Annotated in this window: 18 protein-coding genes; 16 read left to right on the top strand and 2 right to left on the bottom strand. The window is 30.5% G+C overall.

Features of this window, described 5'->3' with window-relative positions:
- The first annotated feature begins 34 nt into the window (after nucleotides 1-34).
- From ACVC08_RS06690 to ACVC08_RS06670, 5 genes are all read left to right on the top strand, one after another.
- Nucleotides 35-388 (top strand): fructose 1,6-bisphosphatase, encoded by a 354-nt coding sequence (locus ACVC08_RS06690; protein ID WP_452599632.1) that lies wholly within the window; start codon nucleotides 35-37, stop codon nucleotides 386-388.
- Nucleotides 389-408: 20 nt separating this feature from the next.
- Nucleotides 409-1227, top strand: coding sequence for a cell envelope biogenesis protein OmpA (locus ACVC08_RS06685; RefSeq protein ID WP_452601481.1), 819 nt, complete (start codon nucleotides 409-411; stop codon nucleotides 1225-1227).
- On the top strand, nucleotides 1214-1708 hold the full coding sequence (locus ACVC08_RS06680) for a Rab family GTPase (protein ID WP_452601480.1): 495 nt from the start codon (nucleotides 1214-1216) through the stop codon (nucleotides 1706-1708). Before ACVC08_RS06685 ends, ACVC08_RS06680 begins: the two co-directional genes overlap by 14 nt.
- Nucleotides 1709-1720: 12 nt before the next feature.
- The gene (locus ACVC08_RS06675; RefSeq protein ID WP_452601479.1) at nucleotides 1721-3244 is read left to right on the top strand and encodes an ATP-binding protein; all 1524 of its coding nucleotides are present in this window, start codon (nucleotides 1721-1723) and stop codon (nucleotides 3242-3244) included.
- 95 nt (nucleotides 3245-3339) lie between these two features.
- The gene (locus ACVC08_RS06670; protein ID WP_452601478.1) at nucleotides 3340-4848 is read left to right on the top strand and encodes an ATP-binding response regulator; all 1509 of its coding nucleotides are present in this window, start codon (nucleotides 3340-3342) and stop codon (nucleotides 4846-4848) included.
- Between the two features lie 54 nt (nucleotides 4849-4902).
- On the opposite strand, the gene ACVC08_RS06665 is transcribed toward ACVC08_RS06670, so the two are convergent.
- The gene (locus tag ACVC08_RS06665; protein WP_452598918.1) at nucleotides 4903-5334 is read right to left on the bottom strand and encodes a TerB family tellurite resistance protein; all 432 of its coding nucleotides are present in this window, start codon (nucleotides 5332-5334) and stop codon (nucleotides 4903-4905) included.
- A gap of 185 nt (nucleotides 5335-5519) precedes the next feature.
- Here ACVC08_RS06665 and mfd point away from each other — a divergent pair, with 185 nt between their 5' ends.
- Nucleotides 5520-8858, top strand: a complete 3339-nt coding sequence (mfd, locus tag ACVC08_RS06660) for a transcription-repair coupling factor (RefSeq protein ID WP_452601477.1) — start codon at nucleotides 5520-5522, stop codon at nucleotides 8856-8858.
- Between the two features lie 32 nt (nucleotides 8859-8890).
- Nucleotides 8891-10570 (top strand): TlpA family protein disulfide reductase, encoded by a 1680-nt coding sequence (locus ACVC08_RS06655; RefSeq protein ID WP_452601476.1) that lies wholly within the window; start codon nucleotides 8891-8893, stop codon nucleotides 10568-10570.
- Nucleotides 10571-10608: 38 nt separating this feature from the next.
- Here the strand turns inward: ACVC08_RS06655 and ACVC08_RS06650 are convergent, their stop codons facing one another.
- Entirely contained in the window at nucleotides 10609-10794 is a 186-nt protein-coding gene (locus tag ACVC08_RS06650) for a hypothetical protein (RefSeq protein ID WP_452601475.1), read from the bottom strand.
- Nucleotides 10795-11024: 230 nt separating this feature from the next.
- Here ACVC08_RS06650 and ACVC08_RS06645 point away from each other — a divergent pair, with 230 nt between their 5' ends.
- From ACVC08_RS06645 to ACVC08_RS06605, 9 genes are all read left to right on the top strand, one after another.
- A complete protein-coding gene (locus tag ACVC08_RS06645) occupies nucleotides 11025-11366 on the top strand; it encodes a type II toxin-antitoxin system RelE/ParE family toxin (protein WP_452601474.1) in 342 nt (113 codons plus the stop codon).
- A 44-nt stretch (nucleotides 11367-11410) separates the two neighbouring features.
- Entirely contained in the window at nucleotides 11411-11713 is a 303-nt protein-coding gene (locus tag ACVC08_RS06640; protein WP_452601473.1) for a helix-turn-helix domain-containing protein, read from the top strand.
- A gap of 178 nt (nucleotides 11714-11891) precedes the next feature.
- Nucleotides 11892-12548 (top strand): hypothetical protein, encoded by a 657-nt coding sequence (locus ACVC08_RS06635; RefSeq protein ID WP_452601472.1) that lies wholly within the window; start codon nucleotides 11892-11894, stop codon nucleotides 12546-12548.
- 468 nt (nucleotides 12549-13016) lie between these two features.
- The gene (locus tag ACVC08_RS06630; protein WP_452601471.1) at nucleotides 13017-13421 is read left to right on the top strand and encodes a hypothetical protein; all 405 of its coding nucleotides are present in this window, start codon (nucleotides 13017-13019) and stop codon (nucleotides 13419-13421) included.
- The gene (locus ACVC08_RS06625) at nucleotides 13421-13774 is read left to right on the top strand and encodes a hypothetical protein (protein WP_452598924.1); all 354 of its coding nucleotides are present in this window, start codon (nucleotides 13421-13423) and stop codon (nucleotides 13772-13774) included. The genes ACVC08_RS06630 and ACVC08_RS06625 overlap by 1 nt, the downstream gene beginning before the upstream one ends.
- 74 nt (nucleotides 13775-13848) lie before the next feature.
- Nucleotides 13849-14043 (top strand): hypothetical protein, encoded by a 195-nt coding sequence (locus tag ACVC08_RS06620; RefSeq protein ID WP_452601470.1) that lies wholly within the window; start codon nucleotides 13849-13851, stop codon nucleotides 14041-14043.
- A 185-nt stretch (nucleotides 14044-14228) separates the two neighbouring features.
- Nucleotides 14229-14828, top strand: a complete 600-nt coding sequence (locus tag ACVC08_RS06615) for a dioxygenase family protein (protein ID WP_452601469.1) — start codon at nucleotides 14229-14231, stop codon at nucleotides 14826-14828.
- A gap of 197 nt (nucleotides 14829-15025) precedes the next feature.
- Nucleotides 15026-16675, top strand: a complete 1650-nt coding sequence (locus ACVC08_RS06610; RefSeq protein WP_452601468.1) for a serine hydrolase domain-containing protein — start codon at nucleotides 15026-15028, stop codon at nucleotides 16673-16675.
- A 421-nt stretch (nucleotides 16676-17096) separates the two neighbouring features.
- Nucleotides 17097-18218 (top strand): serine hydrolase domain-containing protein, encoded by a 1122-nt coding sequence (locus ACVC08_RS06605; protein ID WP_452601467.1) that lies wholly within the window; start codon nucleotides 17097-17099, stop codon nucleotides 18216-18218.
- Nucleotides 18219-18368: the final 150 nt, after the last annotated feature.

The following is an 18368-nucleotide window of genomic DNA, read 5'->3' as shown; positions in this document are numbered from 1 at the left end:
ATTTTCCTATTTTTACCTCACACAACAAATAACCATGGCGAAGCAGGAAAAAACTAATATAGATAGTAATAACATATCTGATCCATCTTCAAAAATTGATGCGATTAAGCAATTAATTTTTGGAGAGAACATACAGGAGTATAATTCTGAATTTGAAGCTGTTAAACAAGACATCCTTAATAAAAAACAGGAGCTTGAAAATTTAATAGACGATGTAAAAGCAGAATTACTTCAAAACATAGATAACTTAAGTACCGATATTAATATTCGAATAACTGAGTTAGAAAACTCTTTAGACGATAAAGCTGAAGCTTTAGACGATAAGAAACTTGATCGCAAACTGTTTGGCGACTTACTAATAAAACTTGGTGAGAAAATAAGTCAGTAATTGATTTTTTAAATCTCATTATGAATCAAGAGGATAAACTTAGTATACTTAAAGACATCTTACTTACAGATGAGCGCGAGTATGCCTCTAAGATTCAAAAAAAGATAGAACTACTAGAAGAGACTATTAACAAGCAAAAAAAACTATCTCAAAAAGTAGATCCTATAATAGATGATAAATTAGATGAGTTTGTTGCTGAGATTCCTAAAACATTAGGTCCTACTATAACAGAAACACTAAAATCAGAAATTAAAAATTCTCAAGATGCAGTTGTAGAAGCATTGTTTCCTATTATAGGAAAAATGATAAAAAAGTACATTCAGACCGAAATGCAGATGCTGTCTGAGCAAATAAACTCTAAAGTAAATAATACCTTCTCTTTCGAAAACTTAAAACGTAAATTTAAAGCAAAGTTTAGCGGTGTTAGTGAAGGAGATTTAATAATACAAAAGGCATTAAAACCTAAAATAGAACAGCTACTAGTTATAGAAAAAGGATCTGGATTAATTATTTCAGAATATTCTAAAACAGAAGGAATAGAAGAAGATATGGTAGCAGGAATGCTTACAGCAATAAAAAGTTTTGTAGAAGATGCCTTTATTAAAGGAGACCAAGAATTACAATATATAGAGTACGAAGCTTACCATATACATCTGCAAAATTTCACTTCTTATTACATAGCAGTAATGATTTCTGGACCATTTAATGTTATATATAAAAGCGAACTAGAAGATAAGCTTCTAGATTTTGCAAAAAACCACATTAACAAAGACGACTTAGACGATAAAACGTCTTTTTCAAATAAATTAAAAGCATATTTCGACAATGAAGATCTCTAAAAAAATAGTACTACTAGGCCATTTTGGCGTTGGTAAATCGTCGTTAATTAGACGTTTTGTAGAGAACACCTTTACCGAAGACTATAAAGTAACCATTGGTGTACATATTTTAAAAAAAATGGTTGAAATACCAGAAGAAGGGAAAGATGTATCTCTTATTATATGGGACTTAGAAGGTAATGACGACATTAGCGCAACGAGACTATCGTACTTATTAGGCACAAATGGTTTTATATATGTATTTGATGTTACAAGACCATCTACTTACGAAAACTTAGAAGCCGACCTAGAGTTTATTAAAGACAAGCATAAAAATATTCCTGTAAAAGTTGTTGGCAACAAAAATGATTTAGTAACAAAAGAGTTCTTAAAACAGAACATCGGTAAATTTGGCCGTTTAACGAATTACTATACCAGTGCTAAGACAGGAAATAATGTTGAAGATCTTTTTAATACATTAGCCTTAGAGCTAATTAAATAACGATCGAAAACCATGTTAAACGCGTACAAAAAAGAACATGCAAAAGCAGTCATTCAATACTCTATACTAGATTTTAATGGTATTGTTTTAGAATCAGACCATGTTTTATTTCCATCAATAGAGCAAAAAAAAATCGCAGACGTTCATCCTTTTTTTGAATGTTTAGTACCGCTTTTAACAACCGAAAATGAAACCTTTACATTTTCGTGTATTCATTTAGAATATAAAAACGTAAAGATTATTGCAGATGTTATTTTACAAACGTTTAATAATACAAAAGCACCTTTATTAACAATACACGATTTAACAACACACTATAATAACTACCAAACAACAGCTCAAGTTAGAAACGAATCTGTAATACACTCTCAAATTTTAGAGCTAAAAAACGACTACTTAAAAGAAAAAGAAGATTTTAAAAACGCTTTTATAGCTAATTTTAGCCACGAATTAAGAGATCCTTTAACAGGTATTATTACATTTTCAGATATTTTAGAACAATCTAATTTAAATCATCAGCAACGCGATTATTTAAACGTTTTAAAATCCTCTTCAGGATTTTTAAAAGATATGATAGATGATATTTTAGACCTCTCTAAAATAGAAGTTGGGAAATTAGACTTAGTTATAGAACCTTTTAATCTACATGAATTATTAGAAGATTTAAAACTAAACTGTATCGTAAAAGCAAAACAAAAAGGTTTGGAGTTTTATCATGATTTTGATGAAAACTTACCAAAAATTATTGGAGGAGACGTTCTAAGATTAAGACAAGTACTAACAAATTTACTTAACAATGCCTTTAAGTTTACTAATGAGGGTAGCGTTACTTTTAATGTCTCTTTAAACCAAATTCGAGCACAAAAAGCAAGTATACACTTCGAGGTTATAGATACAGGTATTGGCATTAAAGAAGAAAATATTGAGCAAATTTTTAATAGTTTTACTCAAATAAACAATCAGGATTCCTACAGAGGTGCAGGGTTAGGGCTATCTATCTCTAAGTATTTAGTAGAACTAACTAAAAGCAAAATAAAAGTAGAATCTACATTTGGTAAAGGGTCCAAATTCTCTACTAATATTAATTTTAGATCTACACCAAATTTAAAATTACCTAGAAAGGCTGCATCTAAACTTAGTCATTTAAAAAAGGATAAAAAATACAATATTCTTTTAGTAGAAGATTCAGAAATAACACAATTATCTGTACTTAAAATATTAGCCTCTAAAGGACAATTTTTCTTAGATATCGTTTTTACTCCAGAAGATGTTATTTCTAAAATAACTAATTTCGATAATGAGTTCGATTTAGTACTCATGGATATTAAATTAAAAGAAAACTCTGGAGATGATATTGCTAAACTTATTAGAAAACTACCAGAAAAGCAGCATAGAAAAATTCCTATTATAGCCTTAACTGCTAAAGTATTTAAAGAAGACTTAAAACTCTATAAAAAGGCAGGAATTAATGATGTCATAAAAAAACCCTTTAACGAAGAATCTCTTTTAGAAAAAATGGCTCTATATCTTAAATAAAAGAGTTATCAATCATATAAATACCAAATTTTAATCTATAAAAAAACTGTATATTTATTTGCTCCCTAGCATAATCTATAAAATAATACCATTTAATGATAAAGGACTACAATACCTCGTACAGTAACTCTATAAATCAAATAATAGTCATTAATAATACTGGAAATGTTATAGATAGCGATACCATTATTTTTAATATTACAAAGGGAGAACATATTAGCGCGCTGCACCCATTTTTTGAAACGCTAACACCATTACTCTCTAATAAAGATACTACTCATAATTTTTCATGTGTTAACATAAATATAAAACAGAAACATTATATTATAGATGTATCCTTAAAAACGTTTAAAAACGATAATAATGCTCTTATTATAATTCATGATTTAACCAAACAATATACAGCCTATCAAAAAGTAGCACAAATAAGGAACGAGACTAAAATACAGGCGGAAGTATTAACCTATAAAAACGAATTACTTCAAAAAAAAGAAGATTTTAAAAATAACTTTATAGCAAATTTTAGTCATGAAATTAAAATGCCTATAAACACCATTAGCGGTTCTACTTTCTTACTTGAATCTTCAGACCTTACACAAAGTCAACATTATAACTTAAAAGTTATAAAAAACACTAATGAGAAGTTAAAATACATGATTAATGATATTTTAGACCTCTCGAAAATAGAAACTGGCTATTTTTCTATTGTAGAAAGCGAATTAAACCTTATAGACGAGTTACAGACAATAATAGATATTTACACAAAAAAATGCGAGTACAAAGGACTCGTTTTAGAAACAGAAATAGATGAAAATTGTCCAAAATATATCATATCAGATAAATTTAGACTAGCACAAATATCTAGCAACCTTATTGGTAATGCTATTAAATTTACCAATTCTGGAACAATTAGTTTACAAATAAAATTATTATCTAAAAATAACCAAACAGCAGAGTTAGCATTTATAGTAAAAGATACTGGTATTGGTATAGAAAAAGATAAAATAGATTTTATTTTCAATAGTTTTTACCAAATAAATAATAAACAAGCCAATAAAGGTGCAGGTTTGGGGTTAAGCATTGTAAAACGTTTAGTTGAAGCCTTAAAAGGAACAATAAAAGTATCAAGTAAGCTTGGAGAAGGTACTACTTTTACTGTAACGCTACCACTTAAAATCTCTCAAAATCATGTTAATGAAACTATAGAACAAATTCCAAACCATAAAAAAACATACGATTACAGAATTTTAGTAGGCGAAACCATAAAAAAAGATCAAATAGCTATTTCAAAAATACTAAACAGTTCAGGGATTTACGATTGTGTTATTGTAGACAATGGAGATGATGTTATTAATAAATTACACAGATCTAAATTCGATATAGTATTAATAAATTTAAGGTTACCCAAAATGGATGGTTATGATGTTACGCGCTATGCTCGTTTTTCAGAATTTAGTCAATTCTCACAAATTCCTATTATAGCAATAACAGATAAACCTAACGCAAAAGAAGAAGCTGGCTGTATAGAAAAGCAGATGAATGGCTATATAGGCAAACCCTTTGATGATAAAAAAATATTACAAATTATAAAAAGCAACACATAAAAAAAGCGAACTATTACGTTCGCTTTTTTGTGTGTTTATCATTAATAATGAAAACTATCTGTTCATTAATTTAATTTCTTCTATAAAAGTATCTAAATCCACTCCATTACTTACTAAGGTTAATGCCTTATCGCAAACATATTTTACGTTTTCTGGAGTAAACCCTAAACCAATACCAATTTTTCTAAGTAAAACCTCTTCATGATCGCCTTTAATATGGTCTATATATACCATACGCGCTAAATCGTATAAACGCTCCAAACGCTTATCGTAAGAAGTAGGAGGGTTAATTGGGTGCGATTGGTAATCCTTTAAAATCGTTTTATAATCAGCTTCAGAAATATCTAAATTTCGAGCTAATCTGTCTAAAAACGCTTTCTCGTCGTCTGTAATAATTCCATCATCCATTGCTACTCTAACAATCGCTGCAAAATGATCTTCATTACGCTTTTTAAATCCGCTATCAAATAAATCTGAAAATGACATATATTTTATTTTTTTAAGTGCTGCAAATATAAGTAATCTTAACCCTTTTTAAAATTAAAAATTTCTTTTTTTGGGCATTCCATTTTGCACACAAAATGTCGTGTCTTCGGCAGTCGCTTTTTAAATTAAAAAAGTCAATTCGTAATTCGTAATTTAAAACATATATTTGTGTAAAAGAAAAATACGTGAGCAAATCTACAATCTCGCAAACCTATTTAAAGTCTTTGCAACTGCAAAAACTTCAAACTGCTATTGCCCAAACCGAACAAAAAACGCATATAAAAGGACTTATAGGCTCTGCCCTATCCTTTGTTATAAGCGAAAGTTTTAAAAATGCAGCCAAGCCTTTTTTACTCATTTTTAACGATAAAGAAGAAGCCGCTTTTTACCTTAACGACTTAGAGCAGCTACTTAATACAAAAGATGTTTTATTCTATCCTGGAAGCTATAGAAGACCCTACCAAATAGAAGAAACAGATAATGCCAATATACTATTACGAGCCGAGGTTTTAAACCGTATTAACTCACAAAAAAAACCAGCATTAATAGTTACCTATCCCGATGCGTTATTCGAAAAAGTAGTAACCCGAAAAGAATTAGAGCGCAATACACTAAAAATTACTATTGGCGACAACTTATCTATAGACTTTGTAAACGAAGTATTATTCGAATATAAATTTAAGCGAGTAGATTTTGTAACCGAACCCGGAGAATTCTCTGTTCGTGGCGGTATTGTCGATGTATTTTCATTCTCTCACGATGAGCCTTACCGTATAGAGTTTTTTGGAGACGAAGTAGATAGCATTCGTACTTTTGATGTAGAAACGCAACTCTCTAACGAGCAAATAAAAAAAATAGGAATAATCCCAAATGTAGAAAATAAATTTCTAGACGAGTCTAGAGCTAGTTTTCTAAAATATATAGCAGCTAAAACAGTTGTATTTACAAAAAATGTAGACGTCCTTTTTTCTAGAATAGATAACTTTTTTGGTAAAGCAGAAGAAGCCTTTAAAACACTTTCTACAGAAGTAAAACACGCAGAACCTAAAGAATTATTTTGCAATTCGCAATTACTAAAAAAACAACTCTTACAGTTTACATTAGTAGAATTTGGCACAGATGCTTGGTTAAACCCCGCAACCGAAATAATATGTAATACAACACCACAACCCGCATTTAATAAGCAATTTAACCTATTAATAGACGACCTTAATAGAAACCATAATAATGGTTACACTAATTATATAGCTTGCGTTAGCGAACAACAAGCCAAGCGTTTTAAAGATATTTTCGACGATGTAGAGCAAGACGTTCATTACCAAGCCATAACCCTATCGCTCTATCAAGGCTATGTAGACCATGCCAATAAAATAGTTTGCTATACAGATCATCAAATATTCGAGCGCTACCACAAATTCAACCTAAAAAATGGGTATGCAAAAAAACAAGCCATAACCCTAAAAGAATTAACCAATCTAGATATTGGAGATTATGTAACACATATAGACCATGGCATTGGTAAATTTGGAGGACTACAAAAAATAGATGTAGAAGGCAAAAAACAAGAAGCCATAAAACTAGTATACGGTGAGCGCGATGTATTGTATTTAAGCATCCATTCCCTACATAAAATTACGAAGTTTAATGGTAAAGATGGCAAACCGCCTAAAGTCTATAAATTAGGTAGTAAAGCATGGAAAACATTAAAACAGAAAACAAAAGCACGTGTAAAACATGTAGCATTTAACTTAATAAAACTATATGCTAAACGTAAACTAAAAAAAGGCTTTCAATACAAACAAGACAGTTATTTACAACACGAACTAGAAGCCTCTTTTATATACGAAGACACACCAGACCAAATGACAGCCACGGCAGACATTAAAGCAGATATGGAAAGCGAGCGCCCTATGGATCGTTTAATCTGTGGGGATGTAGGTTTTGGGAAAACGGAAGTCGCCATACGCGCTGCATTTAAAGCCGTAGACAACGGCAAGCAAGTTGCCGTTTTAGTACCAACAACCATTTTAGCATTTCAGCATAATAAAACCTTTAGCGAACGTTTAAAAGAGTTTCCTGTAACTGTAGATTATGTTAACCGTTTTCGTACCGTAAAACAAAAAAGAGAAACACTAGAACGATTAGAAAAAGGACATGTAGATATTATTGTTGGCACACACCAACTCGTAAATAAAAACGTAAAATTTAAAGACTTAGGACTACTCATTGTAGATGAAGAACAAAAATTTGGAGTAGCCGTAAAAGAAAAATTAAAAACGTTAAAAGATAATGTAGACGTATTAACACTAACAGCAACACCAATACCTAGAACATTACAATTTAGTTTAATGGCAGCCCGAGACTTATCGGTAATAACAACGCCGCCACCCAACCGTTACCCTATAGAAAGTAATGTTATTAGATTTAATGAAGAAAGTATTAGAGATGCAGTAAGTTACGAGATACAACGCGGCGGACAAATATTCTTTATCCATAACCGTATAGAAAATATTAAAGAAGTTGCGGGCATGATTCAACGCTTAGTACCCGATGCTAAAATAGGCATTGGCCATGGCCAAATGGATGGTAAAAAACTAGAAGAACTTATGCTAGCATTTATGGACGGTGCTTTCGATGTGTTAGTAAGTACAACCATAATAGAAAGCGGTCTAGACGTTCCTAATGCCAATACTATTTTTATAAACAATGCTAATAATTTTGGATTAAGCGACTTGCACCAAATGCGTGGACGAGTAGGTAGAAGTAACAAAAAAGCGTTTTGTTATTTTATAACACCAGAATATTCTGCCATGACTAACGATGCCCGTAAACGTATACAAGCCCTAGAGCAATTTACAGCTCTTGGTAGCGGCTTTAATATCGCTATGAAAGACTTAGAAATTCGTGGTGCTGGAGATTTATTAGGAGGCGAACAAAGCGGATTTATAAACGAAATAGGTTTCGATACCTACCAAAAAATATTAAACGAAGCAATAGAAGAACTGAAAGAAAACGAATTTAAAGACCTATACGAAGACGAAGCAGAAAATAAAGACTATGTAAAAGATATTACTATAGATACCGATTTCGAATTGCTCTTCCCAGACGATTATGTAAACAATATTGCCGAACGTTTAAACCTATACACCCAATTAAACAATTTTAAAACAGAAGAAGAATTAACAACTTTCGAAGCGCAGCTTATAGACCGTTTTGGAGCATTACCAACACAAGTTGTAGATCTACTAAACAGTGTAAAACTTAAATGGATAGCAACTAAATTAGGTATAGAGAAAGTAATATTAAAACAAGGCAAACTAATAAGTTACTTTATAAACGACCAACAAAGTCGTTTTTACCAAAGCCCTAATTTTACTAAGATATTACAATATGTACAACAAAATCCAAGAGCTGGTAAAATGAAAGAGAAGCAAACCAGAAATGGCTTACGTTTATTACTTACTTTTGAAAATATTAAAACCGTAGAACAAGCTTTAAAAGCACTACAACCCATTTTGGAATAATTATTGTCCTTATAAAAGAAACCCATTTTAAAATGACTAAAAAATTACTTTTTTTACTTAGCATATTACCAAGTGTATTACTTGCACAGCATACCATAAAGGGAACCTTTACACCTCCTGAAGAATTTAACTTTGTATTTTTATATAGAGTTACAGCAGAAACATCGGTATTTATAAATAATGCCAACATTATCGAGGATGGAAGTTTTGAAATCACTATGGATAAAAAGCAAAAACCAGGAACATACCGTATTGTTTATGCACAGCCACAAGAAGAATATAATTTCGATTTATTATACAATGGTAAAGAGGATATTGTACTAGAGTTCGATTTAAAAAAAGGGGTAACATTTATAGAATCTTCACAAAACAAACTACTTACATCGTATAACAAAAGTATGAGCATGGTAGGAGCTAGTATAAACAACTACTACTCTAAAAATACAAAAGATGAAGACGGGTTTAATAGTGTATTTAAAATCCTTAACGAAACCCAAAATGAGTTCGAAAAAGCAACTGAAGGCACACTTGCCTATAATTTTATAAAAGCAGGAAGGCCTTATATTCCTAGTAAGTACGAAGATGTACAAACATTTTCAAAACACGTTAAAGACAATTATTTTGCACCCATTGACTTTGGTAACGAAATGCTACAAAATTCAAACTTTTTAATTGAGACAACTTTAAACTATGTTTTTGGGTTTTCTAATCCAGATAGTGGAAATAACGATTTTAAAAGTAATATAGATGATGTTGCTAAAGCCTCTAGGAACCATCCTAAAATACAGAAGATTTTATTAGAAGTATTATGGAATCAATTTGCTCAAGAAGAAAATGAAGACGTAGCTAACCATATTGCCACAAAGTACCTAATACAATTAGCCAATAATGCTAACGATATGCCGTTAAGCGAAAAAATTACTTACTTTAAAAATGCATCTATTGGTAGCACTGGGTACGACTTTGAAATAGAAACAATAAATAATAAAGGCGTAAAAACTAGTAAAAAATTAAGTGAGTTAAACCATTCTAACAATTACTTAATATTTTTTTGGAGCACGACCTGTTCGCATTGTTTAGATGAAATCCCTAAACTAAAGGCATATACTGCTGGTATTAATAAACAACGCCTTCAAGTAATTGCTATAGCTTTAGATAATGATTTATACCGATGGAGAAACATGACTTACGAGTATCCAGATTTCCTTCATGTTTTTGGACAAGGTAAATGGGACAACCCAATAGGAAACAATTACAATGTAAGTGCGACGCCAAGTTATTTTGTACTAGACAAAAACAAAAAAATTATTAATAAACCTTACGATTTTGAAGCCTTTAAAATTTATTTCGATAAACAACCTATGCAAACAAAAATAGAACAAACAATAGAACAATCTAACCTAATTGGCTCTTGGACGGACTCTAGAGAAGAACAAGAACTAAATCCAGGGGGCATGGTATTTCGCCCTACAGATTATAAAACCTTTCCGCCAAGTCGTTTTCGTTTTAAGATGGAATTAGCTAAAGATGGCACATGCAAATACCTAAGCCTATCTCCTACAGATAGACACGCTATGGTTGATGGAATATGGAATTATGAAGCAGAGACGCAAACATTAGTTATAATGACGCCAAAAGGTAAAGTAGTTAAATCGTATACTATTGAAAATGCTGAAAAGGAATTGTTATTATTAAAAGGTATTAATCGTTAATATTTATAGAGTCCAACGGGCTTAAAGTATTTAAAAGACTACTGTTTGATACTTGAGTATACAACATTGTAGTTTTTATCTATTATAAATTCTCTAATTTTTTGAAGTAAATGTTTATTATTCAATTTAGATATAGCTAAAGAATCTCCCAGATAATCTTGAAAAGATTGTAATAACCCAATATAAGTATTAATAGTATTACTACTGTATCTTTTAATTATCATTAAAGTTTTAAAATCCTAAAACATACTTATATACATTTTTTTTAAAATTAAGCTTTATTTTTTTATAATATATTGCTATAGCCTACAGAATCGATAATTATTTGTAAATTGCTTATATACACTAGTTGGTATTAATATCTGAAATCCGTACAGAAAACAAAATTCAATTTCAAATTTGGAAATGGTTACCTTTTTAGGTAACTTTGTTAAAAATTAAACGATTAACAAATTTGAGTAACTTTAACAGACAAATAGGTTTTTACGAAAATCACTTTAAGGAATTTTATAAGAAACAATCGCTTGCTGTCAGAAACAAAATTGACTGGACTCTTTTACTTATAAAAAGAACTAAAATTGTCCCAGAAAAATATCTGAAACACCTGACTAACACAGATGGACTTTGGGAAGTTCGAGTTTCAGCGGGAAATGGAATTTTCAGAATCTTTTGTTTCTTTGACAAGGGCAATTTGGTTATCTTATTAAGCGGATTTCAAAAGAAAACCCAGAAAACACCGAAAAAAGAAATAAAAAAAGCTGAACGTTTAAAAAAAGAGTATCTAGAAAATAAATAATAACTTTAAAGTGGCGACAACACAAAAAATGCGGTAAATAAGTTATGAAAACAAATAAAAATTTAACATCTTTTGATGACCATTTGAATGAGCAATATGGGAAAATCGGAACAGAATCAAGAGAAAAATTTGAAGAAGAATTCGAAACTTTTAGAATAGGTGTCTTAATCCAAGAAGCTCGCAAAAAGCAACGCCTGACTCAACAAGAGCTTGCGGAAAAAGTTGGAACGACAAAAAACTATATCTCTCGAATTGAGAACAATGCAAGCGATATCCGACTTTCGACCTTGATGCGCATAATCCGAGAAGGACTTGGAGGAAGCCTAAAGTTATCTTTGGACATTTGACAATTGAAAAAATACTAATCCCAACAAAGGCTATAAGTAATTGCTTGTTCTCGCCTACTTCTAAAAGTCCTCGCGGATTTTCAGTTTGATGTGTACTTGCTAAGTTAACCACTAAACCACATAACTACTCATAGCCGAGACCGTTGTGCGTCATTAAAACCAACCTCTGAAAATCAGAATGAAATTATTAAATACAATAGAAATTGAACCTTGGGATTATACGAAAAACGAATATGAATCACCTTCTGTTTCGAAAGTAGAAAACCCAAAAGCGTGGAGCGATTTCTGGTATAAATGTATTTCTGATAGTAATTTGCAAAATCTAAAACCGATAGAAATTGGCTCGTATTTAGTTGACATAAATAATATTGGTGATTCTGAATTAAAAACTATACTTAAAAAAGAACTTGAAGATGTTGATTTATCTGATTTTAAAGAATATGTTGGGCAAATTATTGGTGGAATTGTAATTGTAAAAAATGGTAAAATAATAATTGAACCGACTTGTTGCGGAGATATATCGGATATTCAGAATTGGGAAGAAGTTGGAAATGCAGAATTTAATAAATGGACTCAATTATGGATTGGACATCCTTGGATTTTCTACAAAAGAACTGATAATTACATTGCAGTATCGGATTATACAGATTACAATTTAGAAGACTTTAAAGATATATCGGAAAAACATAAATTTTCAGAACAAGAGTTCTTATCAGAAATCAAAATAAGTTATAAAATCCAAATCGAATTTGAAAATCGAATAAGTAAAATTTTAAAAGAGATGGGAATTAATAATGCAGATGAAATTGCTAAATTAATGACCGGAAATAAATAACGAACGCACAACAATGGTAACCGTTGCACAAGCCTATAATTTCACATAAAATAATTTTCTACAAGCCTCTTTTAAGAAGCTTTTGTGTTTTTTAAGACAAACTAAGTTAAATTTTTAGATCCTTTAAAAAAGACGCTTACACGCTGTGCATGTTGCACAATATATAAAAATAATAGCGGTTTAATCGTTAAAACGAAAGTAAGTGAATATAAAAAAGATCTGTGTTTAACTGAAAGGCTAGTGCGTGAAAATCCGCTACTTTTCATATACAAGACCGTCAGACTGTCTCAAAACCTATATAAACACCTAAATATTCCATATCTTTAAGTATGGAGTATAAACAAAAAATAAACTTTTTTTACAAAAAGTGGTGTACAATGCTTTAAAATAAACTACTTTTAAACGAATAAGGCTGGTTTTGAGACAGACTGCCGTTAGGCGCAAGCTGAAAAAAAAATGAGAATTGAAATGAAAGAAATCGAAATTCGGGTTTATGACAAACGAGAAAAATCAACTGGAAATCTCTATGTTGAACAATTGTCTGAAAACAAATTCAGAATGACAGATAATGATATTTTCAATTGTCGCTTAACAAAAGGAACTGAATTTGAAACAAGGATTAATAAAGAAGGATTACACGAAATAGTTAAAATAATAAAAGACTCTGATTTTATAACAAAACGTTTCTTTTTATCACCTCAGTATAAAGAATCTGATTATAGAGTTTTAGGAGACGAATTAACTAAGCACAGTGGATTTTGGCAAGTGGATTTTGGAAGAATAGTAACTGTAAATATTCCTAAAGACTTTGAATTCAATATTGACGAAGTTATGAAAGAATTGGATTTAAATCTGACTGAAATCACTGACTAATGATTGAATATAAATTACAACCTTTAATTATTCCAAGTGGATGTAGAATCGCAAAAAATGATTTTACAACGTATGACCCTAAAATTGATTTTACAGAAGAAAGAAATCTATATAATTTAACAGAAGACCTTTTACAAATTGAATTTGATTATTCAAATCTGATAATTGATTTAGGTTGGTACGGAGAAATATCTTCTAATAAAGGCGAATTTAAAATTTATGTTATAGAAAATAAAGATTGGGATAATCCACTAAAAATAGAAAACTCAAAGTCTCAAAAAATAATAACCGAAAAACTTGAACTGATTTTACTGGAAATTCGTGAAAGCGGAAAGATAAAGCCAGATGCCTAACAATGGCTATAATTAATACGGGTTTTGGTACTTAACCCAAAGTTTAGAGCTTTTAACCAAGTCCGCCAAATCTTTTGATTTGGCTTTATAAAGAAAAAGATAAAATAAAAAGTTTTGGAATTGACAAAAATGATGATGGAACTTACAATGAATATAACGAGCCAACAATCATTAAAAAATACAATTTAGAATCTGGAATTTTAACCGATATTATTGACAAAAAAATACTTTCGGAACTTCAGAAAACACTAGAAGGAACAAAAAAATAACGAACGCACAACAATGACTATAAGTAATTGCTTGTTCTTGCCTACTTACAAAAATCCTCTCGGATTTTCTATTCAGTATTTATTTGCTAAATTAGGTGCTTAAACACGCCACTAGTCATACACAAAACCATTGTGTAACATTTGAAAAATCATTGATAATGGAAAAATATTTGGTAATAATCTTAATGGCTTTTTTTACCATTTCCTGTAAAGGGCAATCTAAATCTGAAAAAAATGTTGGTGGACCTTGTCAAGATTGCGAAGCGGTTTTGGATTATAAGTTATTGAATTTGAAACCTAAATCAACTGTTACTTTGTCAGAATTTGAAAACAATGAACCGAAAGTAAAAATTACAGGAACTGTATTTCAAAAAGATGGAAAAACACCAGCTGAAAATGTAATACTATACGTTTATCATACAGACCGAAATGGAATTTATCAACCAAGTGAAAATCCTATTAGCTGGGAAAAAATTCACGGACAATATCGTGGATGGTTAAAAACTGGTAAAGATGGAAAATTTACCTTTTACACATTTAGACCTGCACCATATCCTAAAACTCAAGAACCTGAACACATTCACATCTATGTAAAAGAGCCAAATACTATTCCATATTATATTGATAGTTACTTTTTTGAAAACGACCCAAAACTAACAACAGAAAAGAGAAAATCTCAAAAAAACAGAGGTGGTTCTGGAATTGTAAAACTTGAAAAAGAAAAAGGAATTTGGACAGCGAATAGGAATTTGATTTTAGGAATGAATATCCCTGATTATGAATAAAAAGGTTGTAAAACAATGGCTATAAGTAATTGCTTGTTCTCTCCTACTTACAAAAATCCTCGCAGATTTTCAATTCGGTGTGTACTTGCAAAGTTAAGGGCTAAACTACGAAACTATTCATAGGCGAGACCATTAGCCTTAATAAACCCAACTGTAACAAACTAAAACTAATTGAGTCCTTGAAAAAAGCAAATTCTATGAGTGACAAACTATTTGGAATATTTATCATTTTAGCACTAATTTCAAAAATAGGATATTCCCAAAATTTGGAATCCAAAATTGATAACCTTTACCAAGTAAAAAAGAACGAACCAGGTTTTTCAATAGCTGTATTTCAAGGCAATGACATTATCTTAGAAAAACAATATGGAAGTGCGAATCTTGATTATAACATTCCAATAACATCTAAAACACTTTTTGATGTAGGTTCAATTGCTAAACAATTCACTGCATTTGCTATACTTTTATTAGAAGAACAAGGCAAGTTATCTATAGATGAGTCTGCATATAAATATATAGAAAACCTTCCTCGTTACAAAAAAGGAGACCCAACTATCGAGCAGTTACTCAACCAAACAAGTGGAGTACGAGAAGTTGACCTCATAGCTGGAATAGCCGATTTTTATATGCAAGATATGCTGAGCCAATCTCAAATGATAAATTTTATCACAAAAGTAAAAACTCTAAATTTTACACCAGGAGATTATTTTCAATACACCAACACAAATTATGTCTTACTTGCTGAAATTGTTGCCAATGCATCTGGAAAATCTTTTGCTGATTTTTTGTATGAAGATGTTTTCAAACCATTTAAAATGGAAAATACAATTAAGAAAACAAGCACATATTCAATTATAAAAAATAGAGCTATCGGCTATCAAGAAGATGAAGGCGAATTTTACAAAACACACCTACATTCATTTATCTACAATGGAGACGGGCAAGTGCTAACCACAGCAAGGGATATGTTTAAATGGCACATGGGATTAAAAAAAATAAAAGACCAGTACCCCAAACTCTATAAAAAAATGCACACTAAGGCAAAACTAAATAACGGAGCAGAAGTCAATTACGGATTAGGTGTTGAATTTGAAACGCACAACGGACACAAAGCCATGGGATTTGATGGAATGATTATAGGTGGTTTTGTTTCAAAGTACCTTTATTTTCCTGAATTAAACATTGCCTTTTTTACTACTCAAAACACATTTGAACCCGATTTTGAAGAGCGATTTTTTCAATTAGTAGACTTATACATTTCACAAAAAGATAGGTCTAAGGACAAACAAGAAACTAAACAACAAAATCAAGTCAATCTTTCTAAAAAAGAATTAAAGCAGTATGAAGGCAATTATCTATTTATTGGTAGTGATGATGAAGATAGAAAATTAAACACCATAAAACTTGTGGATAATCAATTGGCTGTACTTACTTTAGATGGAGATGTGATTACAAATCTAAAACCATTGGGAAATCATCAATTTCTATTCAACGATAAACGGATTGAATTTGATATAAAATCAGGCAGAAAAAACTACAAATACTATGATTCTGAAAATCAATTACCTTGGTTATTTGAAACTTATGAACCTTACAAATATTCAATAGAGGAGTTAAAAGAATTTGAAGGACAGTATTTTAACGCAGATTTGCAAATAAGTAAAAAAATCAAGTTACACAATGTTAAACTATATTTTTACTATAGAAATGGAGCTTGGAAAGATGAAATGAAATCTTTATCCAAAGACATATTTGACATTTCATTTAAACCAATAGTTTTTAAAAGAAATAAAAATAAACAAATTACAGGTTTAGAAATAATGGAAATCTTGTTTAAAAAGATATAATTACTATGGCTAACAAAGAACTACAGTAGGAAACAATTAATTCTCTACCAAAGTACAGCTGTGGTTAACATCGTATGGCAACATATTTTTTACTATAAGCAATAGCTAGTTTTCACTTTCTCCTTTGGCTACTATCCTAATAAAAAGAGCTTTACAAGCTTTATTTTATTTATAGGCATTAAAACTACACATAAACAGTAAGTTTAAAGTTATCCTTTTTACCTATTTGTCGTTCTTTTACATTACCAATTCATTATCCTATATGTATAACAACAAAACCCTTACGGGGTTTCTACCTGTAATTTATTTACTAAACACATATTCATATTAAAAACACCTAAAAAACGAAAGTTCAGTCTAATTGGTAACACTTTTGCTTATAACTCGTCTTCTTTAAACAAACAACCAAACAATTAATTAAATGAAATTTCAAATCCCCCTTTTAATTTGCCTCTTCACCTTTTTTAACTGTAAAAATTCAGAAAAAACATCTAAAACTAAATCTGTTGATCCAATTCAAGCTTTAATTAACAAAAATGCTGATTCGCTTCTTTTGGATTCAAAAATAAATGCAGTTTCAATAGGTGTATACAAAGACGGGAAAAAATACATCGCTCACTATGGCGAATTAGACAAAGGAAAAGGCAATACACCTACCGATAATACCATATACGAAATAGCATCAGTAAGTAAAACGTTTACTGGAGTTCTAGTTGCCAATGCAGTTGTAGAAGGCAAAATTAATCTTGAAGACGATATTCGGAACTATTTAAAAGAGGATTTTAAAAATTTTGAATACAAGGGTAATCCAATAAAAATCAAACATTTATTAACACATACAAGTAGAATGTCAAAATTTCTACCCGAAAGTATCAATGCTTTATTCAATGATTTTAATGAAGAATTACCTTTTAAGGTGTCTGAGATCCAAAAGAATTACAGTAAAAAAGATTTCTTTCATGATTTACACACGATAGAGTTAGATACTATTCCTGGTAAAAAATATAAATATTCCAATGTAGATACTGAATTAATGGCAGAAATACTAGAAAATTTATATGGTAAATCGTTTAATGAACTAGTAAAAAATTACTTTCAAAAAAATGCAGACATGCCAAATACCCAAATTAAACTTTCAAAAGAAAATGAACAATATTTGGCAAATGGCTATGGAATGACTGGCAAACTTGTTCCTCATGAAGTTGTAATTTATGGAGCAGATGGCGGTGTTAAAACAACCATGCCAGATTTAGTAAATTACATGCAGCTACAATTGGATTCTAATAATAACGTAATTAAGGAATCTCATAGGAATCTTTTGCAAAACGGAAATAGAGAAATAGGCTATTATTTTCCTATAAGAAACAACGAAGAATATGGTACGTATTACAGCATGCACGGAGGAGGTTTTGGGAGTCAAAATTGGCTATTTATTCTTCCAAAGTTTAATATGGGAGTTTCGGTTATTACTAACCAAAGCGACCTAGATACTGCAGGGAAACTACTAAAAACCGTTAAAAAAATAATAAAAGACCTAAAATAAAAACGCTATACAAAAGTGTAGCAAATTAATTGTATTCTCTTAAATTGAGCAATATGCATACGAATTGAATACTTTAAAAGGTGTATTAACTAATAAAGTGAAGCAAGTCGTTAAATAAGAATATTAGTAAAAACTAAATGACTATTATAA

The sequence above is a fragment of the Pontimicrobium sp. MEBiC06410 genome (assembly GCF_053601615.1).
The sequence above is the reverse complement of the archived record's forward strand: the minus strand, read 5'-3'. Positions and strand labels throughout refer to the sequence as shown.